Source organism: Mesorhizobium sp. B2-4-17, from assembly GCF_006441275.1.
Taxonomy (GTDB): Bacteria; Pseudomonadota; Alphaproteobacteria; order Rhizobiales; family Rhizobiaceae; genus Mesorhizobium.
Map to the genome: position 1 here is coordinate 111,378 of NZ_VFUX01000019.1, position 26,383 is coordinate 137,760.

General features: G+C 59.0%; 23 protein-coding genes and 1 pseudogene. 17 read left to right on the plus strand and 7 right to left on the minus strand.

The genetic code is table 11. The annotated features are described in order from the left end of the window. Window positions 1–34: 34 nt before the first annotated feature. Complete coding sequence (locus tag FJ548_RS16765) at window positions 35–1,285, plus strand: D-amino acid dehydrogenase (protein ID WP_140778444.1); 1,251 nt, start codon at window positions 35–37, stop codon at window positions 1,283–1,285. Window positions 1,286–1,404: 119 nt separating this feature from the next. Further along, window positions 1,405–1,814, plus strand: a pseudogene (locus FJ548_RS16770) (heme-binding protein); the annotation flags it as partial. 71 nt (window positions 1,815–1,885) lie between these two features. Here FJ548_RS16770 and FJ548_RS16775 read toward each other — a convergent pair. Further along, complete coding sequence (locus FJ548_RS16775) at window positions 1,886–3,088, minus strand: bifunctional 3,4-dihydroxy-2-butanone-4-phosphate synthase/GTP cyclohydrolase II (protein ID WP_140778445.1); 1,203 nt, start codon at window positions 3,086–3,088, stop codon at window positions 1,886–1,888. A 144-nt stretch (window positions 3,089–3,232) separates the two neighbouring features. After that, entirely contained in the window at window positions 3,233–4,219 is a 987-nt protein-coding gene (locus tag FJ548_RS16780; RefSeq protein ID WP_140778446.1) for a D-2-hydroxyacid dehydrogenase, read from the minus strand. A gap of 268 nt (window positions 4,220–4,487) precedes the next feature. On the opposite strand from FJ548_RS16780, the gene FJ548_RS16785 reads away from it, so the two are divergent. From FJ548_RS16785 to FJ548_RS16795, 3 genes are all read left to right on the plus strand, one after another. Next, window positions 4,488–5,594 (plus strand): LLM class flavin-dependent oxidoreductase, encoded by a 1,107-nt coding sequence (locus FJ548_RS16785; protein ID WP_140698060.1) that lies wholly within the window; start codon window positions 4,488–4,490, stop codon window positions 5,592–5,594. A gap of 129 nt (window positions 5,595–5,723) precedes the next feature. Then, a complete protein-coding gene (locus FJ548_RS16790; RefSeq protein ID WP_140778447.1) occupies window positions 5,724–7,328 on the plus strand; it encodes a GMC family oxidoreductase N-terminal domain-containing protein in 1,605 nt (534 codons plus the stop codon). Between the two features lie 10 nt (window positions 7,329–7,338). Next, the gene (locus FJ548_RS16795) at window positions 7,339–8,781 is read left to right on the plus strand and encodes an FAD-dependent oxidoreductase (protein WP_246673484.1); all 1,443 of its coding nucleotides are present in this window, start codon (window positions 7,339–7,341) and stop codon (window positions 8,779–8,781) included. Between the two features lie 14 nt (window positions 8,782–8,795). Here the strand turns inward: FJ548_RS16795 and FJ548_RS16800 are convergent, their stop codons facing one another. Beyond that, window positions 8,796–10,784 carry a sigma-54-dependent Fis family transcriptional regulator gene (locus FJ548_RS16800; RefSeq protein ID WP_140778448.1) on the minus strand — a complete coding sequence of 663 codons (1,989 nt, stop codon included), beginning with the start codon at window positions 10,782–10,784 and terminating at the stop codon, window positions 8,796–8,798. Window positions 10,785–11,058: 274 nt separating this feature from the next. On the opposite strand from FJ548_RS16800, the gene FJ548_RS16805 reads away from it, so the two are divergent. The 6 genes from FJ548_RS16805 (at window position 11,059) to FJ548_RS16830 (ending at window position 17,705) form a co-directional block, all read left to right on the plus strand. Continuing rightward, complete coding sequence (locus tag FJ548_RS16805) at window positions 11,059–12,507, plus strand: NAD-dependent succinate-semialdehyde dehydrogenase (RefSeq protein ID WP_140698068.1); 1,449 nt, start codon at window positions 11,059–11,061, stop codon at window positions 12,505–12,507. A 22-nt stretch (window positions 12,508–12,529) separates the two neighbouring features. Continuing rightward, window positions 12,530–13,039: a flavin reductase family protein gene (locus FJ548_RS16810; protein ID WP_246673486.1), complete on the plus strand. Its 510-nt coding sequence runs from the start codon at window positions 12,530–12,532 to the stop codon at window positions 13,037–13,039. A gap of 234 nt (window positions 13,040–13,273) precedes the next feature. After that, window positions 13,274–14,443, plus strand: a complete 1,170-nt coding sequence (locus tag FJ548_RS16815) for an ABC transporter ATP-binding protein (protein ID WP_140698070.1) — start codon at window positions 13,274–13,276, stop codon at window positions 14,441–14,443. A 10-nt stretch (window positions 14,444–14,453) separates the two neighbouring features. Continuing rightward, window positions 14,454–15,827 (plus strand): extracellular solute-binding protein, encoded by a 1,374-nt coding sequence (locus FJ548_RS16820; protein ID WP_140778449.1) that lies wholly within the window; start codon window positions 14,454–14,456, stop codon window positions 15,825–15,827. A 75-nt stretch (window positions 15,828–15,902) separates the two neighbouring features. Beyond that, window positions 15,903–16,799 (plus strand): sugar ABC transporter permease, encoded by an 897-nt coding sequence (locus tag FJ548_RS16825; protein ID WP_140778450.1) that lies wholly within the window; start codon window positions 15,903–15,905, stop codon window positions 16,797–16,799. A gap of 21 nt (window positions 16,800–16,820) precedes the next feature. Beyond that, window positions 16,821–17,705 carry a carbohydrate ABC transporter permease gene (locus FJ548_RS16830; RefSeq protein WP_246678689.1) on the plus strand — a complete coding sequence of 295 codons (885 nt, stop codon included), beginning with the start codon at window positions 16,821–16,823 and terminating at the stop codon, window positions 17,703–17,705. Window positions 17,706–17,731: 26 nt separating this feature from the next. On the opposite strand, the gene FJ548_RS16835 is transcribed toward FJ548_RS16830, so the two are convergent. After that, window positions 17,732–18,004, minus strand: a complete 273-nt coding sequence (locus tag FJ548_RS16835; RefSeq protein WP_140778451.1) for a hypothetical protein — start codon at window positions 18,002–18,004, stop codon at window positions 17,732–17,734. 1,018 nt (window positions 18,005–19,022) lie between these two features. Between FJ548_RS16835 and FJ548_RS16840 the strand changes: the two genes are divergently transcribed. After that, window positions 19,023–19,967, plus strand: a complete 945-nt coding sequence (locus FJ548_RS16840) for an HNH endonuclease signature motif containing protein (protein WP_140778452.1) — start codon at window positions 19,023–19,025, stop codon at window positions 19,965–19,967. Between the two features lie 194 nt (window positions 19,968–20,161). Further along, on the plus strand, window positions 20,162–20,353 hold the full coding sequence (locus FJ548_RS16845) for a hypothetical protein (protein ID WP_140778453.1): 192 nt from the start codon (window positions 20,162–20,164) through the stop codon (window positions 20,351–20,353). Between the two features lie 385 nt (window positions 20,354–20,738). Here FJ548_RS16845 and FJ548_RS16850 read toward each other — a convergent pair whose 3' ends face one another. Both FJ548_RS16850 and FJ548_RS30840 read right to left on the minus strand, forming a co-directional pair. After that, complete coding sequence (locus tag FJ548_RS16850) at window positions 20,739–21,011, minus strand: hypothetical protein (protein WP_140778454.1); 273 nt, start codon at window positions 21,009–21,011, stop codon at window positions 20,739–20,741. Between the two features lie 282 nt (window positions 21,012–21,293). After that, on the minus strand, window positions 21,294–21,398 hold the full coding sequence (locus tag FJ548_RS30840) for a transposase (RefSeq protein ID WP_348640942.1): 105 nt from the start codon (window positions 21,396–21,398) through the stop codon (window positions 21,294–21,296). 685 nt (window positions 21,399–22,083) lie between these two features. Here FJ548_RS30840 and FJ548_RS16860 point away from each other — a divergent pair. The 4 genes from FJ548_RS16860 (at window position 22,084) to FJ548_RS16875 (ending at window position 25,162) form a co-directional block, all read left to right on the plus strand. Then, entirely contained in the window at window positions 22,084–22,662 is a 579-nt protein-coding gene (locus FJ548_RS16860; protein ID WP_246678690.1) for a DUF6101 family protein, read from the plus strand. Between the two features lie 549 nt (window positions 22,663–23,211). Next, the gene (locus FJ548_RS16865; protein WP_140700119.1) at window positions 23,212–23,982 is read left to right on the plus strand and encodes an NUDIX domain-containing protein; all 771 of its coding nucleotides are present in this window, start codon (window positions 23,212–23,214) and stop codon (window positions 23,980–23,982) included. Window positions 23,983–24,187: 205 nt separating this feature from the next. Next, window positions 24,188–24,478: a hypothetical protein gene (locus FJ548_RS16870; RefSeq protein WP_140778455.1), complete on the plus strand. Its 291-nt coding sequence runs from the start codon at window positions 24,188–24,190 to the stop codon at window positions 24,476–24,478. Window positions 24,479–24,706: 228 nt separating this feature from the next. After that, window positions 24,707–25,162: a hypothetical protein gene (locus FJ548_RS16875; RefSeq protein ID WP_140778456.1), complete on the plus strand. Its 456-nt coding sequence runs from the start codon at window positions 24,707–24,709 to the stop codon at window positions 25,160–25,162. On the opposite strand, the gene FJ548_RS16880 is transcribed toward FJ548_RS16875, so the two are convergent. Beyond that, window positions 25,159–26,196: an IS1595 family transposase gene (locus FJ548_RS16880; protein WP_140778457.1), complete on the minus strand. Its 1,038-nt coding sequence runs from the start codon at window positions 26,194–26,196 to the stop codon at window positions 25,159–25,161. The genes FJ548_RS16875 and FJ548_RS16880 overlap by 4 nt on opposite strands. Window positions 26,197–26,383: the final 187 nt, after the last annotated feature.

The following is a 26,383-nucleotide window of genomic DNA, read 5'->3' on the forward strand; positions in this document are numbered from 1 at the left end:
CGGCCCGCCCCCCATTCTGTATACGGAGAGCGAAATGCCCCATATCGCCGTCATCGGCGCCGGAATAACCGGTGTCACGACCGCCTACGCTCTCCTTGAGCGGGGCTATCAAGTCACCGTCATCGACCGGCAACGCTATGCTGCGATGGAGACCTCGTTCGCCAACGGCGGGCAACTTTCCGCCAGTAACGCTGAGGTCTGGAATCACTGGTCGACAGTGCTGAAGGGCATCAAGTGGATGGCGCGGCGTGACGCGCCGCTGCTGATGAACCCGAAACCGACTTGGCACAAGTACGGGTGGTTGGCCGAGTTCGTCTCCAACATCGTGAACTATCGCGAGAACACGGTTGAGACGACGCGCTTGGCGATTGCGGCGCGGGAGCACCTGTTCGCGATTGCCAAGCGCGAGAATATCGACTTCGACCACGTCAGCCGCGGTATCCTTCACATCTGTTGGGACAAGCCAAGTTTCAAGCATGCCTTGAAGGTCAACTCGATGCTCGTCGAGGGTGGCCTCGACCGACGGCCTGTGACGGCTCAGGAAGTTAAGTCGATCGAGCCGACCTTGCACGGGGACTTCCACGGCGGTTTCTACACCCCGTCCGATTCCACAGGAGACATCCATAAGTTCACATCCGGCCTGGCCAGCGCCTGCCAGCGGCGCGGTGCGCGGTTTATCTTTGATGCCACCGTCGAAAGCATCACCCACGATAGGAGCTTTCGCATAGGTTACGTTGATAATAGGCCGGACATCCGTCCGCGCTACGATCTGATCGAAGCTGATGGCATTGTTGTCTGTGCCGGACTGGCCAGTCGTCACTTCGCGCGCATTCTCGGTGATCGTGTGAATGTTTATCCGGTGAAAGGCTACTCCATCACCGTCGGCCTCGATGACGAAAACAGCCAAAGTGCTGCTCCTTGGGTAAGCCTTCTGGATGAGCGCGCCAAGATCGTCACCAGTCGACTTGGCGCCAGCAGGTTTCGTGTCGCCGGCACCGCCGAGTTCAATGGCATGAACCGTGACATCCGCCACGATCGTGTCGCTCCCTTGGTGGAGTGGACGCGTGCGCTGTTTCCCGGAGTAGATACCCACCGGGTCGTGCCGTGGGCCGGCTTGAGGCCGATGATGCCCAACATGATGCCACGGATCGGGAAGGGGCGGCAGCCTGGGGTGTTCTACAACACTGGCCATGGTCATCTGGGCTGGACGCTTTCAGCAGTCACTGCCCAAATGGTTGCCGAAAGCGTCTCTGCGGAATTTGCCATCGGTGCCCTCGCGGCTTGAGCGAAAGACTCTCTCGCGGAAGTCAAAAGCACGCCCTCAAGGGAATCCGGAACCCTCATGATTCCGGACGAGAAGGTCTTGGCAGCACCTCGTAATCAACATGGAGTCGGAGGACTTTAGTGTCTGAACTAAGCTTGGAAGTTGCAAATACCATCATCTGTGCCTCGCTGGCTAAGGCGAAGGCCGCGCAGATGAAACCCCTCGCGATCGCCGTGCTCGATGTCGGCGGCCACTTGAAAGCGTTTCAAAGGCAAGACGGCGCCTCGATGCTGAGGCATGAGATTTCCGCGGATAAGGCCTATGGGGCTTGGGGGTTGGCAAGGGTTCGCGTTGGCTCCACGAAACGGCGCTCGAGCGCCCTCGTTTCATCGAGGGTTTGAATGCGGTATCGGGCGGGCGCATCGTCCCGGTACCCGGCGGCATCCTAATATTTGACAACGAGGGCAAGTTGCTCGGAGCCGTCGGTGTCAGCGGAGATACCTCCGACAACGATGAAATTGCGGCAGTTGCCGGGATCGAAGCTTCGGGCCTAAAGGCTCAGGTTGATTGGTCCGACTTAGGTCTCCATCGAGTCTTCGAGCTGGCCTCGCTTCCAGGCAGCTATGCCAGCTCGAGTTGGTGACCAAACCTATTCTGCTTGGTTCGAAGATAATTGATGTTGGCCGCATGTGCCGCTGTGATCAAGCTTCGACGAGCGTTCACTTGAATTCCGCATTCTCTGAGAGCGGCGACTTTGAAGGGGTTATTGGTGAGCAACGTGATGTTGTCCAGGTTCAAGTCCTTCAAAATGCCGACTGCCGCCAGATAGTCGCGACTGTCGCTCGGCAGGCCAAGCGCGGTGTTTGCCTCAAGCGTGTCAAGGCCTGTGTCCTGCAGGGCGTATGTGGCGATCTTGTTAGCAAGACCGATACCGCGACCTTCCTGTCCTCTGAGATAGATTATGCAACCGCGTTGCGCCTGTTGAACGATCGTCATCGCGAGGTCCAACTGGTCACCGCAATCGCATTTTGATGACGCGAGCACGTCACCAGTCAGACATTCCGAGTGGACGCGGACGGGAAGCCCATCGTCTTGGGTGTTGCCCGTCACAAGGGCGAGGTGCTCATGGCCAGTGAGGTTATCTCGATAGGCGTAGGCCGTGAACTGGCCGAACTTTGTCGGCAACTGTGCCTCGGAAACCCTGCTAACGAATGTCTCGGTTCGCCTGCGATACGCGATCAAGTCTGCGATCGAAATCAGGCGGAGCCCGTGCTTTTCGGCAAAGCGCTCGAGCTCTGGCAGTCGCGCCATCGTTCCATCGTCATTTGCTATTTCACACAGAACGCCCGCAGCACTGAGGCCAGCAAGCCTGGCGAGATCAGCCGATGCTTCGGTGTGGCCCGGTCGCGCCAGGACGCCATTCTTTTGGGCGCGCAACGGGAATACGTGTCCCGGACGAGCAAATCCCTCTGGCCGGATGCTGGGGTCAAGCAAAGCTCGGATGGTTCTCGCACGGTCGGCTGCGGAAATTCCTGTCGAAATCCCTTCACGAAGGTCGATCGAGACCGTAAAGGCGGTTCGCATAGTCTCCGTATTTTCCGAAACCATCAAGGGAATCGCGAGTTCCTCAAGGCGGCTGGCGGGTAATGAGGTGCAAATCAGGCCGCGAGCCTCGCGCATCATGAACGCGATTGCTTCCGGCGTAACCTTTTCGGCGGCGACAATGATGTCGCCCTCGTTCTCTCGATGCTCATCATCGACTACGACAAGCATCTTGCCTTCGGCGAACGCCGCTATCGCGTGTTCTATTGTTGAGAATGGCATGGCTGTTCTCCTTCAACTCTCGTCAACGAAGAAGCATAAGCATAAGCCATGCCAAAATCGTAAGCTGTTGTTATATAAAGGCTATGACCGAGCTCCTCGGTAGCTGTCGTCTTTCTGCAGCGACATTTCGGCGAAAGAGCAGGATCAGTACCCCTGCTCCGAGTCCACAACATTTCTCAGCGCTTCACCCCGGCAAAGTCGCTCAACGTTCGCTCCGAAAATCGCCAGACAGCGTTCGATGTATCCCTTGGCATCGTCGCATGAAATGTGTGGCGATATCAGTAGATTTGGAACATCCCACCACGGCGAGGTGTCGGGCAGCGGTTCGTGTTCGAAGACATCGATGATCGCGCCGGCCAGGTGACCAGCGCGTAGCGCCGCCGCGAGGGCAGCATTGTCGACCACGGGGCCCCTGGCTATGTTGAACAGACTGGATCCCTTGGGGAGAAGAGATAGCAGCCCTTCGTCAAATAGGCTTCTCGTCGCTTCGGTAAGTGGGCAACTGACGACCAGAAAGTCCACGCGCGGCAATAGATGGCGCAGTTCACCTGGCGGGTGCATTTCATCAGCCAGGGGATGTGGTTCGCCGGACCGACGAACGCCAACGATGTAAAGGCCGAATGGCCGAAGCCGTTCGGCGATCGCTTCGCCTAGGGATCCGAAACCATAGATCAGGACGGTCTTGCCCGTAATGCCCGTCGAGAGGGCGCTGTCCCATCGGTGATGCCGTTGATTGGTGGCATGCCGAGGCATCCCCTCGTTCAGCATGAGCACCGCCATCGCTCCGAATGTCCCCCCCTTTTCAGCGTGGACGCCGCTGCTGTTCGTCAGAGCGGCCCCAGGGGGCAGCCAATCCAGCGGAAGGTACTTCTCGATGCCCGCACTGGTGCAATGAACGAGGCGCAGGTTGTCTCCGTGGCGGCGAATGACGGCGGTGTCAAATCCGGAACCGACAAAGAAGTCAGCCTGCTTAAGTCGGTCTGAATCGAGGTTGTCGGAGCGCCGGACCGTTATATCCAGTCGGATCGTGTCCACTCTGATCGCATGCCGGATCTGAGCTTCCGTAACTTCATACGCCGGGGCAACACCCACCTTGTTTTCGACGTAGATGCAAAACTGCTTGGTTGTCATGCCTCACCTCCACAAACATTCGACTACGCAGTGCAAGCGGCGTGCCATCGCCACACATGCCGTTCTAGGTCGACCTTCCAGGCCAGAGTGGAATGGTCGCGCAGCAATGAGACTGAGTCTCGATTGTGAGAGACGGGCGCAATGAAGCCCGTCTCCTGATCCTCAAACCTTTAGAAAATATGGCTTTGCTCGGACTGGCACGGGACTTGCTGCCCTGTTTGGCGGCGCCGCGTTCTCAGCGGCACAACGCCTAGAGGAGCGAAGAGAAATGGAACTCGGACTTTTCATGATGCCGCTGCACGACGCGCGGCGCAATTATACCGAACTGCTGCAGCAGGACAGGGAGGCCATCATCCTTGCCGACCGCCTTGGATTTTCGGAAGCCTGGGTTGGCGAGCACATCACTTGCTCGTCCGAACCGATCGCGGACCCCCTTCAGTTCATGGCGACGCTGATCAACTCCACCAACAACATCAAGTTCGCGACGGGCGTTCTCAACCTCCCGCAACAGAACCCTGCCGTTGTGGCGGCACGAGTCGCTCAGTTCGACCACCTGAGCCAGGGACGGTTCATCATGGGTGTCGGGCCTGGAGGCCTCGTCACCGATATCGAGCTGTTCGGCACCGGCGAAAAGAACCGCGCGGAGATGGTAACCGAGGCGATCGAGATCATCCACAAGATCTGGGACTCCAACCCACCGTACAACATTCGCGGGAAGTTCTGGGACATTGTCGTCGAGAAGACGCTCATTCCAAGCCTCGGCTTCGGGCCGATGCTCAAGCCGTATCAGAACCCGTACCCGCAGCTCGCCATCTCCGTGATGAGCCCTTCCTCCAGCAGCGCCCGGCAGGCTGGCGAACGAGGCTGGGCAATGGTGTCAGCCAACTTCACCCCGGCTGCGAACGTAAGGACGCACTGGGAGCAATATGTCATTGGCGCGCAAAAGACTGGACGTCGGCCGGACCGAAACAGCTGGCGCATCGCACGGTCGATCCTGGTTACCGAAACCGACCAAGAGGCGGCCGACTATCTGGCGAGCGACTATTCGTCGGTCGGCTGGTACTACGACTACATCATAGAGGACATGGCAGCCTTCAAGCTGCTGGGCGTGCTCAAGCCGTCCATCACGACGCCGGACAGCGAAATCACCCGCAAGAACTGTCTCGACTGGATGGTGATGTCAGGTTCGGCGAAAACCGTCCTGGATAAACTCGTCGCCTTCGTCGACGATGTCGGAGGGCCGTTCGGAACCCTGATCATGACACAGAAGGATTGGGACAAGCCGGACCTGCATCGCCGCTCGATGGAATTGCTCGCGACGCAGGTCATGCCCAAGCTGCGCCAGCACTGCTCGCAACTCGTTGCCGCAGAGTAAGCTTCGGCCCGAAGCCACGTGAGAGCGGCGTCTTCTCGCCGCTCTCTTTCCGTGGCAAGCCATGGCTTGCCTGAGCGGAATGCAGTTTACTACCAGCAGCGCGTCTAGATCCGCGCCAAGGGTGAATTAATGTACGATTTCATCGTCGTCGGCGGGGGTTCCGCAGGCTGCACAATCGCGTCGCGGCTGAGCGAAGATCCGGATGCGCAGGTGCTGTTGCTCGAGCAGGGACCAAGCGATTGGAATCCCTACATCCACATGCCTGTCACCTACTTCAAGACCGCCAAGGGAGACTTGCTCACTCGCTATCGCCTTGAGCCGCAACGCCATCAAGGCGGGGCAACGCCCGAGTTTGTTCAGGCAAGGGTGCTTGGCGGGGGTAGTTCGGTCAACGCGATGGTCTACATGCGCGGCTGCCCGGAAGACTACGACCGCTGGGCCGCAGATGGATGCCCCGGATGGTCCTACCGCGACGTCCTGCCGTATTTCAGGCGCGCCGAGGACAACGAGAGGTTTGGTGGCGAGGTCCACGGGCAAGGGGGGCCGCTCGGTGTCTCTGACCAGCGCTATACTCACTACCTGACCAAAGCGTGGCTTCGTGCCTGCCAGGATATGGGCATCAACTACAATCCGGATTTTAACTCCGGCTCGCAGGCAGGCTGTGGCCTCTATCAGGTGACGATGCGCAACGGTAGACGAAGCAGCGCGGCAGTAGCTTACCTGAAGCCGGCACGCCTCCGGAAAAACCTCACGATCAAGACCAATGCGAAGGCGCTGAGCCTAATCATCGAGTCCGGCCGTGCCGTCGGCGTAAAATATCTGGAGAATGGTCGGCCGAGCGAAGCCAGGGCCGGCAGCGAGGTCGTCGTAAGCTCGGGTGCCATCGGTTCCCCGCATCTGCTGCTGCTGTCGGGTATCGGACCAGCCGATCATCTGCGTTCTGTCGGCGTGCCTGTTGTGCATGACCTTCCGGGAGTGGGCCAGAACCTTCAGGATCATTTCGACATGTTCCTGATCTACGACCTCACGGGGCCCCACAGCTACGACAAGTACAAGAAATTGCACTGGCAAGCGTGGGCCGGGCTACAGTACGCCCTGTTCGGCAGCGGACCTGTTAATTCCAACATCTGCGAAGGCGGTTTGCTCTGGTATGGCGACGCGGCAGATCCCTTGCCAAGCCTGCAGTACCATTTCCTCCCCGGTGCCGGTGTCGAAGAGGGGGCTGAATCGACACCTAGTGGCAATGGCTGCACCGTGAACGTCTATCAATCGCGGCCGTTGTCGCGAGGGACTATCACGCTCCGTAGCAGCGATCCCATGAAGTCACCGGCGGTCGATCCAAATTATCTCGCTGAGCTTAGCGACATCGAATGCCTTGCCGAGGGAGTTCGTATCGGACAGGAAATTCTCGCCCAGCCGGCTTTGAAAAAGTACGTCAGGAAGCCTATCCGGCCTGACCGGATTCTGACCAGCAAGGCGGACAGAATGGAGTTTGTCCGACGTACCGGGCAGGGAGCATTGCATCCATCCGGTGCCTGCAAGATGGGGACGGATCCGCTCGCTGTTGTCGACCCTTTCCTGAGAGTGCACGGCCTCTCGGGACTGCGGGTCGCGGACAGCTCAATTATGCCGCGCGTCGTCTCAGGCAACCTGAACGCGCCGACGATAATGATTGGCGAGCGCGCGTCGGAATTCATAAGGGGCAACCGGGCCGCAAAGCAACAGGTAGCATAGCAGTCGACACATGCGCACGATCCGCCTCTCCGCTTCTTTGGACAACCAAAACCCATCCGAGTTCTCCTGGTGGCAGAAGGATCTGCGGCGCGAAAGCGCCGTTTCGACGGCTCCTCCACTGATGGGAAAGAAGTCGTCAGACACTGTCATTGTCGGCGGCGGATTTACGGGCATGTGGGCAGCTCTGGCCCTCAAGCGGAGAGATCCCGGCCGCAGTGTTATAGTCTTGGAAGCCGGACGATGCGGAGATGGTGCCAGCAGCCGCAACGGCGGGAACGTTCACGGATATTGGGGTGCCATTCAGTCGCTAAGCGCGCTTCTGGGCCGTGACAAGGCTATGGAGGTAGCGCGGCTTGGAACGCGCGCGCAGGACGGCATACGGGCATTTGCGACTGCGCCTGGCCGCAGCACTTGGTGGAGGGAAGACGGATATCTGCGGGTCGCGGCCAGCACGGCTCAGAAGAAGAGCGTGGCCTCGCTGCTGTCGGCCGCTCGAGATCTCGGTGTGCCCCATACGGTTCGCGGTCTGAATGCGATCGAGCTCGCAGCCTATTGCAGTTCGCACGCCTTCAGCATGGGCCTCCTGTTCAGCGAAGGCGCTACAGTCAATCCCGCTCGCCTGTCGAATGCCTTGCGTGAGGCGGTGCTCGCTGCCGGAGTGCAGGTATTCGAACTATCTCCCGCACTTGAGATCGCGTCCGGACCGCCATGCCAGGTGGCCGTCCGGTCAGGCGAGGTCGTCGCAAACTCAGTCATCCTGGCCAACTACACGGGCGCGCTTGTCCTTCCGGAAGTAGCATCGCGAACGACGATCTTTTCGAGCTTCCCGGTCATGTCCAATCCGTCTCCGGAAGCACTGGCCGCATCGAACTGGACTTCCGGGCGTGGAATGGCCGACTTGCGAATGTTCCAACATTATTTTCGGACAACGCCAGACGGACGGGTACTTGTTGGCTCTGGGTCCGGCCGCATGTCGCTGGGGCGCGACGATACCAACCCCATACTGCGGCGCGACCGCCAAAGCACGGATCGGGCTGCTGCAGCGCTTGCGCGCTTTCTGCCCGCCGTCGCAAGCGCGGGGATCGACACGACCTGGGGCTGGCCGATCGAGGTATCGTCCGACCGTTTGCCATTCTTCGGAACGTTGCCGGGAACGCAAATCCACTACGGCTGTGGTTACACGGGCCACGGCATCAATGCGACGTACATCGGAGGCGAAACCCTCGCCTCGCTTGCCCTCCAGACGAAAGACGAATGGTCGCTTTCACCATTCTGCACCAGGCGACAGCCCAAATTGCCTCCAGAACCATTCCGCTTTTTCGGCGGGCGATTTGTTCAGTGGGGCGTATTGAACTGCGAAGATGCGGAGGACTTGGGAGAGCAGGGGACTTGGATTGGCAAGTTCGCAGCCAGCTTGCCTGGAAGGCTAGGCCTTCGCATTGGCGTACGGTGACAGCCTAGCCATCGCTATCCTAATTCCAGGCCGTGCTTTTTGAGCTTGCGATACAGAGTGGCTCGGCTCACTCCAAGGCGAAACGCGCAGTCCTCTGCATTTCCCCCTGACTGTTTGATGGCATGCTCGAGAGCGTTTCTTTCAGCATTGGCAATGATCGCCTTGGCGTTGCCTTCAGAAAAACTCGAAGCCTTGTCGAGGGCATCGGACCGTTCGGCACGTTGAGGGGATGCCAGATCGCTTCCGCGCGGCGAGGCCTCAGGGCCATCGAAAGCAGGGGCGACAAAAAAACCGCCCGAACTCAGGTGCTCCACATCAATCTTGGCGTCATCTGCGATCATGACTCCCCGCTGGATGACGTTTCGCAACTCGCGAATGTTCCCCGGCCAGTTGTGGTGCCGGAGTGCGACTCTCGCCCTGTCTGTCAACTCAAGACGTCGATTGCCCTGGTACTGAAGAACGATGGTGTCGATGATGCGATCTAGGTCTTTCCGTTCCCGCAGCGACGGGATGGAGACAACGACACCTGCAAGGCGATGGTAAAGGTCCCTTCGAAACCTTCCTTGCTCAACCGCGGTGGCTAGATCCTGATTTGTCGCAGCGATGACTTGCGTGTCGACATGTCGGAGCTTTCCGCTTCCCAGAGGCGACACCTCGGCAGTTTCAAGGAACCGCAGCAATCGTGTCTGCAGAACCAAGGGCATGTCCCCCACTTCATCGAGGAAGAGGGTGCCGCCATCCGATTCGACGATGCGCCCAGAATTTCCGTCCCTGTTGGCGCCAGTGAACGCTCCGGTGGCATAGCCAAACAGTTCGCTGTCGATCAGCGATTCTGGAACCGCAGAGCAGTTAAACGCAACGAAGGGCCCTCCGGACCGCATACTGTCGTCGTGCAGCGCCCGGGCCAAGGTGTCCTTGCCTACGCCCGTTTCTCCCAACAGCAAGATATGAAGCCCGGACCCTATGAAGCGGCGCAGCAGAGTGACGCTTTGGCGCATCTTCTCGTCGTCGCCCACGCAGTCGCTGAGAGTAGGCCTGTATCGGATAGGTGGCACTGGCTTCTTGTCCGACACTGCAGGTTTTGAAGATGACGGACCCAGCGCGCGCGGACGAGTGCCTCGAATTTCAAATTCTCGTGCAGTCCCGATTTGACGGAGGCGAGTTTCCTTTTCGTAGATCGCCTCTAGCGTCGATACTTCCTTTGATTTTTCGAACAGGCCCCACAAACTTCGCGATCCGAACGCGTTCTCGTTAAGCGACAATAGTTGGCGCGCCGCCCTGCTTGCACCAACCAGACGGCAATCGAGATCGACGGCGAGCATTGCTGGTGCGAGCGGATTACCGCTCAGGTTCAGTATTGCGTTCTTGGCAAAGCGGTCGCGAAAATATCGACTCTCCAGCCGCCGGGCCACGTTCTGTGCCACACCGAACACGACCTTCTGAGTGCTCTCCTGGACAGCAGGGTTGCGCGTTGAGAAATTCACGACACCAAGCAAATTGCCGTCGGGGTCGAAGAAAGGGGCACCGACGCAGGCCTGGGCCGTGAAATCGGCAAAGAAATGATCGCTCAGGAGCACGGCTGTAGGCTGCAGGTTCCGGATAGCGGTCCCGATAGCATTCGTGCCGCCCACCTCTTCGCTCCAAACGGCACCGACGCGGTCCGTTGAGCAATGGTAGGTGTTGTCGCGGCTGCGGCGCTCCGCGAGAATGGTGCCGTGAGAATTTGTGATGTAGGCGCTATAGCCACCCTCCTGGATAATCGCTAGCGCGCCCTCAAGTTCCTCGCATGCCATGGCGAGGTCATTGTCAAACAACTCGCGCTCCAGCTTGAGCTCGCGTTGCGAAAGATCGACGATCTTGGGTTTCGTGGGATCCAGCTTGTGCTCGCCGATACAGCGAATCCACGACTCGGCACGCCAATCCTTACGCGCAGTCACTTCCGCCGTCGAAAGCGACTGAACAGTCGACTCAATTTGGGCTAGATGATCCTTCGCACGGTCCATAAGCTGAGACTGGTTAGACCTCCGACCCGGCTAACGAGTTTGTCATGAGATACGTCAAAGCCGTTGGAGTCAACCGCTTTGCGACCTCAGTCTCAAATGTGAGACTACCGCATCCAACTGCGCTGATTTCCTGAATGCGTGGCCATCTTCTGCGGGTGGCACAGGGCTTGCTTGGCGCTCCCCATCTTCTTTTGTCGAATGCGCGCCACCGCGAGGCGCTCATTCGCCGAATGTGGTTCAGCGCGAGCAAGTCTCGCCAATTGCGAGGAAAGAGATGGCTTATCGAGACGTGAAACTTTTCATCAACGGCGAGTGGTCGGATGCCGAAGGACGGCGGACCATCGATGTCGATAACCCGGCGACCGGCGAGCGTCTGGGCACAGTCGCACACGCTGACAGGAAAGACCTCGTGCGCGCAGTTCAGGCGGTGGAACAGGGTTTCGCCATTTGGAGTGCAATGTCAGCTTATGAACGAAGCAAGATCATCAGGCGCGCCGCGGACATACTGCGCGCCCGTCTGGACGAAATTGCGCGTATCCTGACGATGGATGAGGGCAAGCCTCTAGCTGAATCCCGCCTTGAGGTGGGTTCCTGTGCCGATCTCCTGGACTGGTTCGCCGAGGAGGGGCGCCGAACCTACGGCCGCCTCATCCCGGCTCGCGGTGTGGCGATTAGCCAGTTCGCTTTGAAGGATCCGGTCGGACCGGCGGTTGGCTTCACGCCGTGGAACTTTCCAATGAGCCAAATCGTGAGGAAGCTTGGGCCCGCGCTTGCCGCTGGCTGCTCGATCATCGTCAAGGGGCCCGAGGAAGCTCCAGGGGCTCCGGCACAGCTTTTCCAGGCCCTAGAGGAAGCGGGATTGCCGCCCGGCGTGGCCAATCTTGTTTTTGGCCCGCCCGCCGAGGTCTCGGAGTTTCTCGTGCCTCATCCGGTGATACGAAAAGTCTCGTTCACGGGTTCAGTCGCAGTCGGAAAGCACTTGGCTGCCATGGCTGGCAGCCACATGAAACGCGTGACGATGGAGCTTGGAGGGCATGCGCCCGTCATCATCGCGGATGATGCCAATCTGGATATGGCCGCAAGGGCTTTGACGGCATCGAAGTTCCGCAACGCGGGCCAGGTATGCATTTCACCGACGCGGTTTCTCGTGCAGGCCGGCGCGTACGAACCCTTCATGGAGAGATTTCTGGAAAACGTGGCCAAGATCAATGTGGGCAACGGCCTTGAAGATGGCGTGACCATGGGTCCCCTGATAGGACAGAAGCGACGCGCCGCGGTGGAGGCCATCGTCGAGGACGCGGTGGCCAAAGGTGCGCGCGTGGAAGCCGGCGGCCAGCGAATTGGCAACCAGGGCTACTTCTATGCGCCCACTGTCCTGTCAGATGTCAAGCTGGGCATGCGGGCACTCAACGAGGAGCCTTTCGGCCCGATCGCCTTGGTGAGCCGTTTCAAGGACCTCGACGAGGCATTGGCCGAAGCCAATCGGCTGCCATTCGGGCTCGGCTCCTATGCTTGGACATCAAGCGCCGCCACGGCCAACGTTCTTGCACGCAAGGTCCAGGCCGGGATGCTCAGCATCAACCACATCGGGCTGGGCTTACCTGAAACACCGTACGGCGGAGTCAAGGACTCCGGATACGGCTATGAGGGCGGAAGCGAAGCGCTTGAGGCGTATCTCAACACACGCTTCGTGACGCACGACACGGCACTGGTACCCTCATAGACAGTAGGCGAGGAGCAAGATCGTGATTAGAGCTGACGATTTTCGCGAGGCCATGCAGCGATTTGCTGGTCCCGTTACAGCCATTACGACAATAGAAAACGGTACTCCCAGTGGGCTGATGGCAACCGCCGTTTGCAGCCTTTCTGCCGATCCGCCGTCGATAATCGTATGCATAAATAAAACTGCAACGGCGCACGACGCAGTTCTGCGGCAAGGGTTCTTCGGATGCAGCGTGCTGCCCGATACGCTTCGGGCGTTCGCAGAGCACTTCGCCCGAGCCAAGGGCACCGACAGATTTGAGGGCGCGCTTTGGATCATGCAGGAAACCGGCGCGCCCCTGCTTGCGGGCTCTTCCGTCGCTTTTGATTGCCGGATCGCGGCGACGTACGACGGATACTCGCATTCGATCGTTGTAGGCATCATTCACGACATCCTTTTGCCGAATGAAAATGCCGATCGTTGCATGCTGTGGCATCGCAAGGGATTTGTGCGCGTAGCGGGAATGGAAGAAGCTGAGCGGCACGCTGACTGAAGCGGTACGCTCCCACTCGGGTTGATTTCGCTGGCGCGTTCCCGGAAGTCTCAATGCTGAGACGTAAGCTAAGTCAGCAAGTGCGTCTCAAGCGACGGAAAAGATCGGCGAGACCATCCTGATAAAAGTGTCGTATTTCAAAAGCTTAGGTAGAGGTCGAGAATCTGGCACGGTTCGTGCATGACATGAATTGAGCAGTCCGGCGAGACCTGGAAGAAGGAAGCGCGAGAGCCGATGACGAAAGTTCGATTTGAGCGTGTCTCCAAGATGTTTGGAGACTACACCGCGGTACAAGAACTCAATTTCGAGATCAACGATGGCGAGTTCCTGGTGCTCGTCGGTCCCTCGGGTTGCGGAAAGACGACGACGTTGAGAATGCTCGCGGGGTTGGAGACACCATCCTATGGGCGGATCTGGATAGACGACAAGGACGTAACGCTGCTTCCTCCGGGGGAGCGGGGCATCTCGATGGTCTTCCAGAGTTATGCCCTTTATCCGCACATGACGGTTGCGAAGAACCTGTCATTCGGGATGGAAGTGAGGCACGAGCCCAAGGCGCAGCGTACGGAGCGCGTTCGACGCGTTGCCGAGATGCTCGGCCTAACTTCCATGCTGGACCGCAAACCTGCGGCACTATCCGGTGGTCAGAGGCAGCGCGTCGCTCTCGGCCGCGCCATGATCCACGAGCCGAAGCTCTTTCTCCTGGATGAGCCGCTCTCCAACCTGGATGCCGCGCTTCGCGCCCAAATGCGATTTGAAATCTCCGACCTTCAGAAGAGGTTGGGCATCCCTACCGTTTATGTGACGCACGATCAGGTGGAGGCGATGACGATGGGTCATCGCATAGCCGTATTCGCTCGCGGTCGCCTGATGCAGATCGGCACCCCACAAGAGTTGTTTCGCAACCCGTTGAATCGAGAGGTCGCAAGTTTTATCGGCTCTCCCAAGATGAACATCGTCGATGGCGATCTCTTCGGGATCGAATCGCGTGCATCCGTTCGGCTCCTCGGCGGCTCATTCAAGTTGTCCGACATGCAGGTTGCTGCTCTTTCGCAAAAGGCGAAACCCAAAGTGCAGGGCGGCATCAGGCCCCAGGACTTGCACTGGGTGCAAGATGCTCCCTCCCGCTGCGATCAGCGCATTTCGGGCAGGGTCATCAGCATCGAAACCACGGGCGCTGAATCGTTCGTGATGGTCAAGATCGGCGAGGCGCTGGTGAACGCAAAGTTCCCAAGCTTCGCTCCCGTGAAAGTCGACGACAATGTCGACCTTGCATTCGACATCCACGACCTCCACCTCTTCGACCCGGAAACTGGCGATGCGCTGCTGACAATCGACGTAAATGCCCACAAGCCGGGCAGCTTGTCGCCTTTCGACCCATCTCTAACCGTGCAGCACAAATAAGGGGAATAGCATGCGCAATAGAAACAAAATATCGCAGACAGTCATTCTCGGTTCTCTTGCGATTACGGCAACAATGATTGCTTTCCAAGCGCCTGCCTTTGCGCAGGACAAGGTCACGCTCAGGATCGCGTATTCTCAGGACTTCGTCCCGCTGACTCCAGAGCTCGGAAAAGCATACTGGGCGAGCGTCATCGACCAATTCCAGAAGGCCAACCCGAACGTTACCGTCGAGGCCATTCCAGTCCCTGGAAGCTACAAGGATTTCGAGAACAAGATGGGGCTGCTCTACCGCTCGCCCGATACGGCGCCGGACCTGGCAGAACTCTCCAACCAGAACATCGTCCAATGGATTGAAAGCGGCTACCTGGCCGATCTTAGCGAGTACGCTGCTAAGTCCGACTGGTACAAGACGATCCCGGACTCCGTGAAGGCAGAGTACACCCTCGACGGGAAAACATACGGAATCAGCCACGGCGAGAACGAGATGGGTCTCCTCTACGACAAGACCCTCTTCAACAAGGCAGGCATCGCGATGCCTTGGGAGCCGAAGTCCTGGAAGGACGTTCTCGACGCGGCACGCAAGATCAAGTCTTCAAGCCCTGATGCCTGGCCGCTTTGGCTGTCCACCGGCACCGCGCAGGGAGCCAGCGCGGCATCCTACGGACCGAACAGCCTTCTGCTGGGATCATCCGATCCGACCATTTACGATGCCGGCAGCCAGAAATGGGTGGTGGATAGCAAGGGTATCCGTGAGGTGATCGACGCCTATCGGACGGCATCGGCCGAAGGACTGCTTGCTCCGGCCTCTCAGCTCCTCAATGCGACTGCGATCGCCACGCCCCCTACGGAAATCCCCAATCATCATATCGGGATCACACTGGCTGGCAACTGGTTCAGCCTGCAATGGGTCAAGAAGGTGTCCGCACCCTACTATCCGAATGCCAAAGATGAGGTGGGTTATGCTCCGTTGCCCACCGTGAATGGCCAAGCACCCGGGGTTGGGTCCGCGCTCAGCGGTTGGGGCAGTTCGATCTACGCCAACTCCAAAAACAAGGACATCGCCTGGAAGTTCATCGAACTGCAGATGACGAAAGGCAATATCCTGACAGCGGCATTGAATGGATGGACACCGCCAACCCCTGAAGCCAGGCAGGACAAGGACTGGTTGGCGTTGGATCCATTCCAGGAGGGCTTCCAGAAGCTCTTGCCGCAATCCGTCGGCATACCTCTCAAGGCGGGCTACCCGGTCTGGGCCATGGGCTTCATCACCGCTACAGAGGCTGTTGTGCTCGACCCGACGGTGTCGGTCGACGATGCGGTCCAGAAGATGAACGACTATGTCGCCAACCAACTTGGTGCCGACCAGGTGATGGTCAAGAAATAATCTGCCAATCGGTTATGTGACAATTGCAAGGATCAAGCCGTGGGAAGAGCTCTCGAACCCAAAAAGGTGACTACGATGGTGATGCCTCGGCTTGATCGACAGCGATACGAATGGAGCAGCGCCCTCCTACTTTCCCCGGCGGCGCTGCTGTTGCTGGGACTGTTCGTGGTGCCTATCGCCTACGCGTTCTATTTGGGTCTGACCAACCTCCAGCTCATTGGGGCGAATGCTCTCCACTATCGGTTCACGGGCACGTACAACATCCTGTATATGTTCCGCGACAAGGAGTTCTATCACTCCGTACTGCTTACCATCTACTTTGTGGTCGGCGCTGGCGCGATAGCCTCGACGGTCGTGGGATTGATTCTCGCGATGTTGATGGAAAAGGCTCTCCCGGCTCTCGGCACCATGGTTGGTGCTCTCGCGATGCTCGCCTGCATCCTTCCGCCGGCAACGGTGGCGGTTGTTTGGTTTGCAGTGTCGACCGCTGGCGGTGTCCTTCCGACAGTTCTGGGAGTGCCTGGCTCCGATCTGCTGTTCAAGTTCCCGATGACGATCGTCTCCGCGGCCAATGCCTGGTCCTTATGCGGCCTGTCCATGCTCATGTTCGCCGCGGCGCTGAAGAATATCCCCCGGGACATGATCGAAGCCGCCATGCTCGAAAACGCCTCAGGAGCACAGCGATTGTGGCGCATTACCCTTCCCATGCTAAGGCCCACCATCATGACTTCGGTGCTGATGATGACGCTTCTGTCCTTTGGGAACTTTACGCTCGTCTTCATGATGACGGGTGGCGGTCCAGGTGGGAAAACCAACATCCTGCCCGTCTATTCCTACCTGCAGGGCTTCAGCTTCAGCAATTTGGCCTACGGTGCCCTGCTTGGTAACGTCATTGTCGTTATGGCCGCGTTGCTTGGATTGGCCTTTGTCGGCATCGACCGCTGGCTAAATCGGGCTCAAAAAATCGCCTAGAAATATTCCAGGAGGCCACCAATGAGCATCATTGTTGAAGAAGGGCGCTTCAGGGCCGCAGGTTCGGTTTTGGATGGTGCGCCCAAGGTAAAGGATCGCCGTTTCACGCTAGATCGCGCGGCCGTCAACGCGTCACTGCTTTTCTGCGGTCTGCTTTTCGTTCTGCCGCTCACCTGGCTGATCGTTGCGTCAGTTGACGCTACGGCGAGCCGACAGGTCCATCTTCCAACGCTAACGATGGATAACTTCTATTCCGTCGCCGAACCCGGGCGCATGCGGGGGATCTTGAACAGCGTCATTATTTCGATGATCGCCACCATCATCGCGACGGTTCCGTCCATTTTTGCAGGCTATGCCTTCTCGCGTCGTTACATTCCGTTCAAAAGCGCGACGCTGTTGATTGTTCTGTTCCTGTCCGGCGTGCCGATCAACATCGTGATCGTGCCGGTCTACCAGATATTCGCATCTCTGAACTGGTTGTCGATGATCCCGACCGCGGTGTTCTTGGGCGTGACTTCGCTTCCGTTCGTGCTCTTCATCGTCAAGAATGCGATCGATGCCATCCCACTCGACCTTGAGGAGTCGGCGCGGATCGAGGGTGCGAATACAGCCCAAATTTTGTGGCGCGTGGTCGTGCCGCTAGCCATGCCTGGCATCGCTGCCGGTGCCATATTCGCCTTCGTTAACACATGGGGGAATTTCCTGGCTCCGCTGGTCCTCATCACATCGTCGGACATGCAACCTAGCCCGGTAAAGATCTTCTCCTTCCTGGCCGCCAACGTCACACGGTACGGGGGCGTAGCGGCGTACTCCATTGTCTATTCTGCGCCAGTCGTAATTCTATACCTGGTGCTCAACCGTGTGTTTCGTAAGGGCTTTGTCTTGGGCGGTGCGGTTCGAGGCTAAGCAATTTTTGTGCCACCGCTCACCTCTCAGCAACTGGAGCCGTCCAACACCTCGTTGGGCGGCCTATTTTCTTTTTCTTCGGAAGTCCCTCTTCGATGCTCGCGCTCGGGGGGCGCGGCGGTCGAACGCAGGCAGGCCGTAAACTGATGCGGATCGGGATTGCGACAGGCTAGGAAACGGCGGCCTTCGCTTTCGACGAACGACTGCCCGGCCAGGCGCGCCATTGCTACAGGGCGGCGTGTCGCCGACAACGTCGTCGGCATCGTGTCGATCATCATCGTCGCCATGGTCACCGTCATCGTCGATTACATTGCCGACAGATGACGCTGATGATCGGCATGAGCATGACCATAGTGCGCGTGAGTGATGAGCGGCCCCATCCCTTGGCGATTGACGGACCCCTCCGATCGACGCGACCATCCGTACGTGGGCATTGGTTGACCGGCCGATGTCATGCACAGGCCCGTTTGAACCATTTTATGTGCCGATGATGATGATGATGCCGTCGATCATGATCGGCGGCATGATCGGCATCGTCGGCGTCGTCAGAGCATCGGCACGATGATGCCGCCGTTCTTCTTCCTGTTCGTCCCTCTAACTTCCAAGGGATGCCGCAAATGTTCTGGTTCCATAAGAAAGGCAGGCCTAGACTAAGACTAGGCACAGGCCTGCGCCTCATGATGAAAGAGGCAACCCCATGGTTGACCGCCTTGGGCGGTAGTCCATTTCGGCATCTTTCGGTGTCGGCTCAACGCTGATGCCGTTTGTGTAGTGGCCGACGTACATCTCCGCGAGGCGAAAGGCAGCTCTGCGCCGCATGTCGGTTGTGACAAGGGGCGAAAGCCTAATTGGAAATTCGGTTAGGCCTCACGATGCCGCTGGCCTTGCCCGGTTTACGGACCTCGAGCGGATCACGCTCCCTTCGAAGGGCGACTCACTTCTCGCGATCGGCCAACCGCCTTGGTGGCGTGCTGGACGTGAGCCATGAAGGTGAAGAAGGCCACCAAGGAAGCGCTGGCGCAGATACTCGCCCACATGGCGAGATCGTCGTCACCAAGGGCTGATGCCCACTGAAATCCGGGGCATGATGGTCGCTCCTGACTTCCAGGAGCGCGCGGTCTTGGCTGTCAGGGTCACGCCGAACGTTGCCCACGTCCGCTACCGTATTCCGCTGGCATTTGTATTGGTCTCGGGATAGGGCGGTGCCTATCACTATGGGTCTCCCTGTGTCATCTGCGGGCCGCAACTTGTGACGACGAAATCCATCTATTCGCCCTCGTCCGGTCCGACAGGGCAACAGTCGACGGACAATCGGAGATGACAACTTTCCTACTGAAGGCCAACTGCGAGCTGCATTTCAACGGGGCTGAACCGCGGCCAACAGATGCTTCCCAATGGGAAGGAGCAACCATGTCGATCTTGCACGCGACCAAGCTTAGGGGTGGGCCCGGTCGGGAAATCGGCCCCGGTGACCTGCTGGTCATTTGGACCCACGAAGATCCCGAATACGGCAAGGGGCAAGGTCTGACGGCCACGGCCACGGTAAGCCTTGTCACTGATCGTGGAGAAACCCTGGACGTGATTCTGAAGGACGTGGAACTGGTACGGCCTCATGTTCGGTTGAATGACAGGCCGCCAGGTCCAAGCGGAAGCGCGCTCCTGGATTTCCTGAAAAGCAACCGCCACAGGCGAACGATCGAGGTCAGCGACGCGGATGTCGCGCAGTTCTGGAAGGCACTCGGAAACGCTGAGCGCAAGAGACAGGCGCGAATTGCAGCCTATAGGCAATCCATGCCGAGGTCCGCCGAAGAGAAGGCGCTCGAAGCCGCTTCACAGCAAATTGCCGAAGGGTTCGAGAGGCGGTTTGCCAGCATCGAAGCGCGTCCTCAGCAAGCGGCATTTAAGCTCGCCTTGGTCCGCCTGTACGGCGCACGATGCCTGGTGAGCGGAAATCGGGTAGAAGCTGTCATCGAAGCAGCCCACATCGTTCCTTTTGCAGAGGGTGTCGAGTTCCGAAATGACATTGGCAACGGACTGCTGCTTCGAGCGGACATACACACGCTTTTCGACAAGGCGCTGATTTCGATACGTCCGGTGGATGGCCGAGTGGCTATCGCGTCAGCTCTACGAGGCACGTCCTATGAAAATCTTGAGGGACGGCTGGTCCGGCACAAGGCCAAGCGGGAGTTCTTGGCCAGGCAATACGAGGAGTTCGCCCGCCGCCATCCGCTAGGGGAGTCTCAGGTCGGCCGGGCGGGTTGATTCTTGCCGGACGCGAGGCTGAGTTGGAGCTCAAGAGAGGTTCTTCTTTGGCATGATCAAGGAGAACCCATGGACGACGCTGAGCATAGAAAGATTCCCCGGTCCAAGATTGTCGGTCTGCAGGCCAGGTTGCCACTGGTTGGCATCGACTATACCAGCTGCGACTATGACGCAGAGGAATACGGGGATCCTAGATGATGCGGTTCGTACCTGGTTTCCGGTTAGTGATCGTCGACACCAAGGGGGCTTTTTTCATCGATGCCAGGGGGTCGCGGAGTAACCGCTTTGTCGGTTATGAGATCTTGAGCCCGAACATGGCCGACACCTTTATTCCGCTTCCGTCAGACTGGCCTGATAGTGCGGTCGACATCCACCATGCATGGTGACATGCGGGCCGGGAGTGGTCAGTTTGGTTTGAATACCTCAAACAAGAAGAGCTGCTGTGGCCAAGACTGCTAGCGGAAGGTCGGATCAGTCCCGGCCATACTGATGCCTGCCCTTTGACAGACGGAGGCGAAGCAATTGAGCAGAGTTTGTGAAGCTGGAGCAGGCGTTGAAGCCAGCCTTCACAGCCGCTGCTTCTGAACGAGGCAATTGAGGTGGCGATCTCGGAGCCCAAGTTCGGCACCCGGTCGAGCGAGAGCTAGGTAGCGCCCAACCTCAAGGTCTGGATGGATGTCTGGTCAGCCTTCCCACTGTGGGCCATTCAGAAGGCGGCGCGGTGGTGCCGTGGTGCCCGCCAAGGCACCGGTCGGGGAGCTGGGCAACGATCTAGCCGAAGTGCAACTGGCTGTCGGCCGCAACGTTCTGGGGCGGAAGCTGATGCTGGAGCGGCTGCTTTAGTCGTCCGGCCCGGTTCCTCTCGGCATCCAGCAGTTCCTCCTCGCTTATCAGGCCGTTCATGAACAGCTTGAGCAGATGGGACGCGATGCGCTGGGCCTGCTGCGATTCAAGGGGAATGCCGTTCTCGTTGCATACAATGCGGCACACGCAAGAGAGCATATCGATCTCGCACGGCCCCAAGCACTGACCGGGGTACAACATAGCCTTTCCTCCTCGAAAGCTACGAAACCCGGACAGTGCGACAGGCGTGTGAATTCCGCAATTGATTTTGGCGTGATCGAGTGTGCTGTCAGGCGCGGCCCGTGTGCACTCTGGACGTGTGTTGGGTTGACTCTTTTCGAACAAAGAGGGAACATTCCCCGCGCATCTTAGGAGCTTCTAACACCTACCCGCAACAAAGGCATTCCCACCTTCAACTCCTCGACCGCTTTGGATCGGTAGCGGTCAATTCGCTTGTGACCAGCAAAGCACGATAGCTGACCTTCAACGTAAGGCCGCGACACGCGAACGGCGGAAGCGCGACCGATCGTCGATCGCGGTCAGGAAGGAGAGCGCGGTCACCGGGCCGATGCCATGAAGCGTCGGCATGATTCGTTGCGGGCGACGATCACGACTATATCATGCAGTCGCCGATGCTGCCGCCACTGCTGCCGCCACAGCGCCGCGCGCGCCGACAGTATCGCGTCATCAGCCTCGACTGATAGTGGATCGTGTGCCACAACCTAGCGTGCCGCCTGCCCGAATGCCACGCGTCCGACCTTGCCTCAAAGCGGATGCCGAGAACGACTTCAGCGGGTGGCGGAGGCGTTCTCCAGGTAAAGGAACTTGGCCTTATTGCGTCGGTGCGTCAGCAGAAACGCGTTCGGTAGCAGCTTTCCGAAAGGCCTGTCGGAACCAGCAGGTGCGCAATGATGTGGGCGATGCCCAGCGCATCGGGCTTGTCGGTCTTGTTGCGCTGCGTCGACATTGCGGCGCACACACACTCCGTTGCATAGCGCAGCCGACGGTCCCTTTTGCCAAAGTTACCGAAAAATTGACATAAATTAGTAATCGCTAATGCAGAATGCAAAGCTAGTTTATGTGGCAGTAGGACATCTGTTGAGAGTTCGAGCCGGGTACATCCGTTCGACCTCGATAAGGGGTGGAGATTGCGAAGGCACGCAGCTGTTGCTGGACGCAAGCCGAAGACGGCGGCGCCGCAAAGGATTGGGGCTCACTCGGGGGATCGGTTGCGTGCTGTGCTTCAGGACCCTTCTCTCTCCAGGTGCCAGTGATGGAAGATAGTGAGCGGACTCATACTGAACCGGAGGCGAGCTCTTGGACCGGCCGCAACAGGCGTCTCGACCCATCGCGCCTGCCGAAGACGGTGAGCTATACCACGCGCGACAATTATGGCGACGTGACCTTCACGCTCAACCAGCGTGGCGTGGTGGTCCGACGCCTGCAGGATTCAAGCAGCGTGCCGACAATCATTGCCCTTCCCGCCAAGGTTTTCAGCGGCGTGGCCGCCTGCGCGATGGAAGATCCGGATGGAGAATTCACATCGGAGCTCAAGCTTCTGCACAATGATCCGATGCTGACGGTGCCGCTGCTCGTGTCCGACGATCTCGAACTTGTCGCCGCCGACTGGCGTGCCTGGGCCGAGGTCTACCGTCTGCCTATGCTTCTGCTTGGCGCCGACGGCGTTGCCCGCACGCTCGAGGAAACGCTCGGTGCCAGCATCAACGCGCACTCACCCCAGCGAACGCAACATGGACCGCGTCTCGACCATGCGCCCAGACTTTCTAATGCTGGCCTGATGAACAAACTGATATCGTTAGAGCATATCCGTCGACTGGTGGATCGGAAGTGACCTGACAACGTGTCTCGTGTTCAGTTGGTCTGCAGGGTCGGTCCTCCTCACTGCGCCCGTTGCTGGGGGCCGCGGTTGGTGGCAGACCCGACGAATTTGTCCTAAAACGATGTCGGCCAAGTGTTCCTGAACACGATCTGCCGAAGCTAAGCGCCATCAGCTAGATCACGTGGACCAACGACAGCGGACCGCGTCAACCCCTTCGCTGGGTTCCTGTCTCATGCTGGACAGTAGACAATCCCTGACCCATTCTCCGCCTCGGGGAAAAAGGCCTTGAACGGATATCGCTATGGCAATCAGTCTTCTCCGTCCTTGCCTCAGGCGCCTATTGGCGGCAGGGGTGTCAGCGGTCGACGTGTCACCGAGTGCGCAATAACACGCGCACAAAGTCTGCCGACCCGCGAACCGCTCATCCGCCTCCCAAAGAACTCCAGAACAACGAGATCCGGTCAAATACGATCACCGGATCGGTAAGCACTTGCGAGGAACCCGATCAGGAAACGGCTCGCCCTGGAGCGACATATCGGGAATCGGAGATCAGAGGCGGCCATGGCTTTGCGTAGCAATTTCCTTGCGGTTGGGTGCTACCGACCCGATCAGGTGAGCGCCAAAATTTTCGGAGATTTCACGTTCTCCGAGACGGCTGAAAGGCATCGCCAGGAGGTCTGGCAGAAATTCCAGAAGCGAAATCCCGGAGCCTTCGATGGATCTCTTGCGCGGCTCCACGCGCTTGACGCGACAGGCGAACGCATAGATCTGAAATTCCAGCGAACCACCTTCTCTTCCTATGTCTCGAGTAGGGATCCCGCGTTCGTCGACAGATTCCCAGATGCGAGCCGATCCGACCCGATAGGAATTACTGCCGTGGCGCTAGGGATTGACGGATATGTGCTCGTCACCAGGCGTTCATTGGAGGCTGAACAAAACCCAGGAGGCCTGTATTTCGTCGGGGGCTATGCGAATGCGCATGACGACGGACCCGTGGATCTGTTTGCGGAGGCTGAACGGGAACTGAGGGAGGAGACAGGTTTCGACGAGGTCGATAGATTGGGTTCACGCCTGCTCGGAATCGCCTATGATCCGGTGCACTGCCACCCCGAAATAACCATCTTGCTTCGTGCGAGAGCCTCGGCAGGTGAAATGTTGAAGCATTTGAACAAGGCCACGGATGCGGCCGAGGCCCATTCGCATCATGTTCTCCCTCTCACATCCGTTTTGGACGGGTCGGCCGCAAGCAGGATTGGCGGCCCGGCGACTTGGAGCTTCGGCATCGGCAGCGAACTGCTGAGAAAGACTGACTTGGCGTTTGCCGGAAGATGACTGCAGGACTAGCGTCGGATAACCTGAAATGCAGTTAGGAAGCTAGGTCCCTGTCGAGCGCCGCCGACAGCTCCGCCACGGGTCACCGACTTCAGCGACCGCTGGCGCTCCAGGCCGACTCGCCGCGTCACGTGCCAGGGGTTGTTGTCGATCTGGATCCGGATCAGCATCGGTAGCGAGCCATGTTGAAGGGGAGCGGACGACGTTGGAATACTGGGACAAAGTCGAACAGGGGCTCGCCTCAGAGGAGCATGGGCATCGAGCTTCGACGATCGCCAGAATGCTCGAGGATGCCGGTGTCCCGGTCTACGGGCCCGAAGGCGGGGCGAGCCAGGTTCACCTGTTCGTGGCGCTGAACGACCTGATGCCAAAGCAGGTGGCGAAATCCGGGCGCGATCACTTCGTCGCGGTGCGGGTTGCACGCAACTGGTGGATAATGTGTAGAGCGGCCAAACGCGGTCGCCGTCATTCGATGCGTCGGGAGAGAGGCCTATAATGCCAAAGCCCAAAAACCAAAAATGCCCCAAGCTTTCGCTTAGAGCATAGTGGCGGCCTCCAGAGGGAGACCCGGCGGGCACTGCCCAGCTTCTTTATACGGGTTCAAATTCGTTTTCACAAGCGGTTATTCCGCTTGCCTCTGGTTTTTCCGCTATTCGGTAGCAACCGCCACCAGAAGTTTAATCCTTGATCTGGTACCTCTGAAAGCAGGATTTCAGGGGGCGAGATGGGCGTACCAGAGGAATTGAAGGCCAAGAGAGGAGAGCTGGCTGGGCGTGCCCGCGAGCTGGCCGCTGCGCTTGCCGAGCTGCAGGCGCAGATCGCGGCCGTCGACAAGGTGATTTCGATCTACGAGCCGGAATGGAGGCCGGAAGAGCAGCCGCAGAAGCGCCGCGGCCGCCCGCCCACGGCCATGAGCGCGAAGGAACTCGACAAGCTTATCGGCGGGACGAACAAGCGCCAGATGACCCTTGAGATCCTGCGGACCGCCAGGCGCCCGATGTCGACCGCCGAATGCGCGCAGGAATTCGCGACAAGGCATGGCCTTTCCGGAGACGATCCCAGGGTCGCCCTCATCGGCAACCGCCTGTCTTCGATCCTGGATGCCCTGCAGAAGGCCGGGCGCGTCCGCCACGCTGGCATGCTCGACGGCCATCGCTGCCAGTGGGAGATCGCGGCCTAGGCGGGCGCGAAGGGCCTGTCGAAGTCCTCGAAGTACGGATCGGGCGGGCTGTTCCCCTGCCAGTAGCCGCAGAAGTTCCTCGAGGTCGGGTTCAGCATCGCCGCGAACAGGACCAGCGCCGTCAGCTGGCCGTTGCTCTTCCGGCGATTGTCCTCGCGCCAGGCAATGTCGGCGACGTAAAAGTCGAAATACTTCAGCGAGAAGCGGTGGTGGATGCCGACATAGGCCCGCTGGATGCGCGAGAAAAAGCTCTCGACGTGGTTCGTGTTCGTGCCGTCCTGGGTCTGGTAGGCCTCCGAGTGGTTCACTTGCCTGTGCTCGTTGAGGTCGGCCACGTCGGCATAGCTGGGGTGTTCGTCGGTAACGACGGTCGCGTCCCGGCTGACATGGTCGCGCACCGTCGCCCAGGCGGCCTCGCCCTGTTCCTCGCGGACGATGCGCGTGAAGGTGCGTTCGAACCCGCTGCCGTTCTTCTCGCGCAGCGCGAGCACGCAGAGCCGCTTCATGTTCTGGTATTTCTTCAGGCGGCGGTCGATCCGGTCCTCGGCCTTGTTCTCCTGCTTGATGTGGCCGCCCGCGTATTTGCCGTCCATCTGCACCTGGCCGTCGAGCTTCATGTCGACGCGGCGCAGCCCCAGGGCTTCCTTGATCTTCAGCGACAGGACCCAGGCGGTCTTGTACTGCACTCCGAGTTCGCGGGAGAGATGCAGCGCGGCCTTGCCCTTCACCGCGTTCACGGACATCCAGATCGCCGCCAGCATTTTCCAGAAGCTGAGCTTGTGGAAGGCGAACACGGTGCCCGAGGTGACGGAGAACTCGCGGCGGCAGCCGGAGCACTTGAACGCGCGCCTGCGGAGCGCGTAGCAGTCGAGAATGCCGCAATGCGGGCAGACGGGCTCGCCCCGGGTTTTAGGCCAGCGGAACTGACGAAAGATCGCGTAGGCTTCCTCCTCGTCAATCTGGACGAGCTGCTTGATCGGCATGTCCCGGCATTCCGGGGACATCAGGAAGTGCTGGCCGTCCTTGTATTTCACACCTCCGCGCCTCAGCGTCGTGATCGACGTGGACGAAATCCCAAGGCTCCGGACGTTCCAGAATCTTCGGGGTCAGGCGAGGCGTGGGGGAACTAGAGGCGCGAGTGTTCATGTTCAGGCTCCAGGGCTGGCAGTCGTCGATACGCGTGGCGATGCGGCAGCCTTGGGAGGCCGTCGAAATCAGCGC

What these genes read in the sequence shown, in the direction of transcription:
- FJ548_RS16790 (WP_140778447.1), top strand. Translation starts at nt 5,724, where the DNA reads ATGTACGATTTCATCGTCGTCGGCGGGGGTTCCGCAGGCTGCACAATC.
- FJ548_RS16825 (WP_140778450.1), top strand. Translation starts at nt 15,903, where the DNA reads ATGGTGATGCCTCGGCTTGATCGACAGCGATACGAATGGAGCAGCGCC.
- FJ548_RS16795 (WP_246673484.1), top strand. Translation starts at nt 7,339, where the DNA reads ATGCGCACGATCCGCCTCTCCGCTTCTTTGGACAACCAAAACCCATCC.
- FJ548_RS16850 (WP_140778454.1), bottom strand. Translation starts at nt 21,011, where the DNA reads ATGTTGTACCCCGGTCAGTGCTTGGGGCCGTGCGAGATCGATATGCTC.
- FJ548_RS16845 (WP_140778453.1), top strand. Translation starts at nt 20,162, where the DNA reads ATGATGCGGTTCGTACCTGGTTTCCGGTTAGTGATCGTCGACACCAAG.
- FJ548_RS16775 (WP_140778445.1), bottom strand. Translation starts at nt 3,088, where the DNA reads ATGCCATTCTCAACAATAGAACACGCGATAGCGGCGTTCGCCGAAGGC.
- FJ548_RS16830 (WP_246678689.1), top strand. Translation starts at nt 16,821, where the DNA reads ATGAGCATCATTGTTGAAGAAGGGCGCTTCAGGGCCGCAGGTTCGGTT.
- FJ548_RS16875 (WP_140778456.1), top strand. Translation starts at nt 24,707, where the DNA reads ATGGGCGTACCAGAGGAATTGAAGGCCAAGAGAGGAGAGCTGGCTGGG.
- FJ548_RS16805 (WP_140698068.1), top strand. Translation starts at nt 11,059, where the DNA reads ATGGCTTATCGAGACGTGAAACTTTTCATCAACGGCGAGTGGTCGGAT.
- FJ548_RS16865 (WP_140700119.1), top strand. Translation starts at nt 23,212, where the DNA reads ATGGCTTTGCGTAGCAATTTCCTTGCGGTTGGGTGCTACCGACCCGAT.
- FJ548_RS16765 (WP_140778444.1), top strand. Translation starts at nt 35, where the DNA reads ATGCCCCATATCGCCGTCATCGGCGCCGGAATAACCGGTGTCACGACC.
- FJ548_RS16860 (WP_246678690.1), top strand. Translation starts at nt 22,084, where the DNA reads ATGGAAGATAGTGAGCGGACTCATACTGAACCGGAGGCGAGCTCTTGG.
- FJ548_RS16820 (WP_140778449.1), top strand. Translation starts at nt 14,454, where the DNA reads ATGCGCAATAGAAACAAAATATCGCAGACAGTCATTCTCGGTTCTCTT.
- FJ548_RS16840 (WP_140778452.1), top strand. Translation starts at nt 19,023, where the DNA reads ATGACAACTTTCCTACTGAAGGCCAACTGCGAGCTGCATTTCAACGGG.
- FJ548_RS16785 (WP_140698060.1), top strand. Translation starts at nt 4,488, where the DNA reads ATGGAACTCGGACTTTTCATGATGCCGCTGCACGACGCGCGGCGCAAT.
- FJ548_RS16780 (WP_140778446.1), bottom strand. Translation starts at nt 4,219, where the DNA reads ATGACAACCAAGCAGTTTTGCATCTACGTCGAAAACAAGGTGGGTGTT.
- FJ548_RS16835 (WP_140778451.1), bottom strand. Translation starts at nt 18,004, where the DNA reads ATGACGGTGACCATGGCGACGATGATGATCGACACGATGCCGACGACG.
- FJ548_RS16815 (WP_140698070.1), top strand. Translation starts at nt 13,274, where the DNA reads ATGACGAAAGTTCGATTTGAGCGTGTCTCCAAGATGTTTGGAGACTAC.
- FJ548_RS30840 (WP_348640942.1), bottom strand. Translation starts at nt 21,398, where the DNA reads ATGCCGACGCTTCATGGCATCGGCCCGGTGACCGCGCTCTCCTTCCTG.
- FJ548_RS16800 (WP_140778448.1), bottom strand. Translation starts at nt 10,784, where the DNA reads ATGGACCGTGCGAAGGATCATCTAGCCCAAATTGAGTCGACTGTTCAG.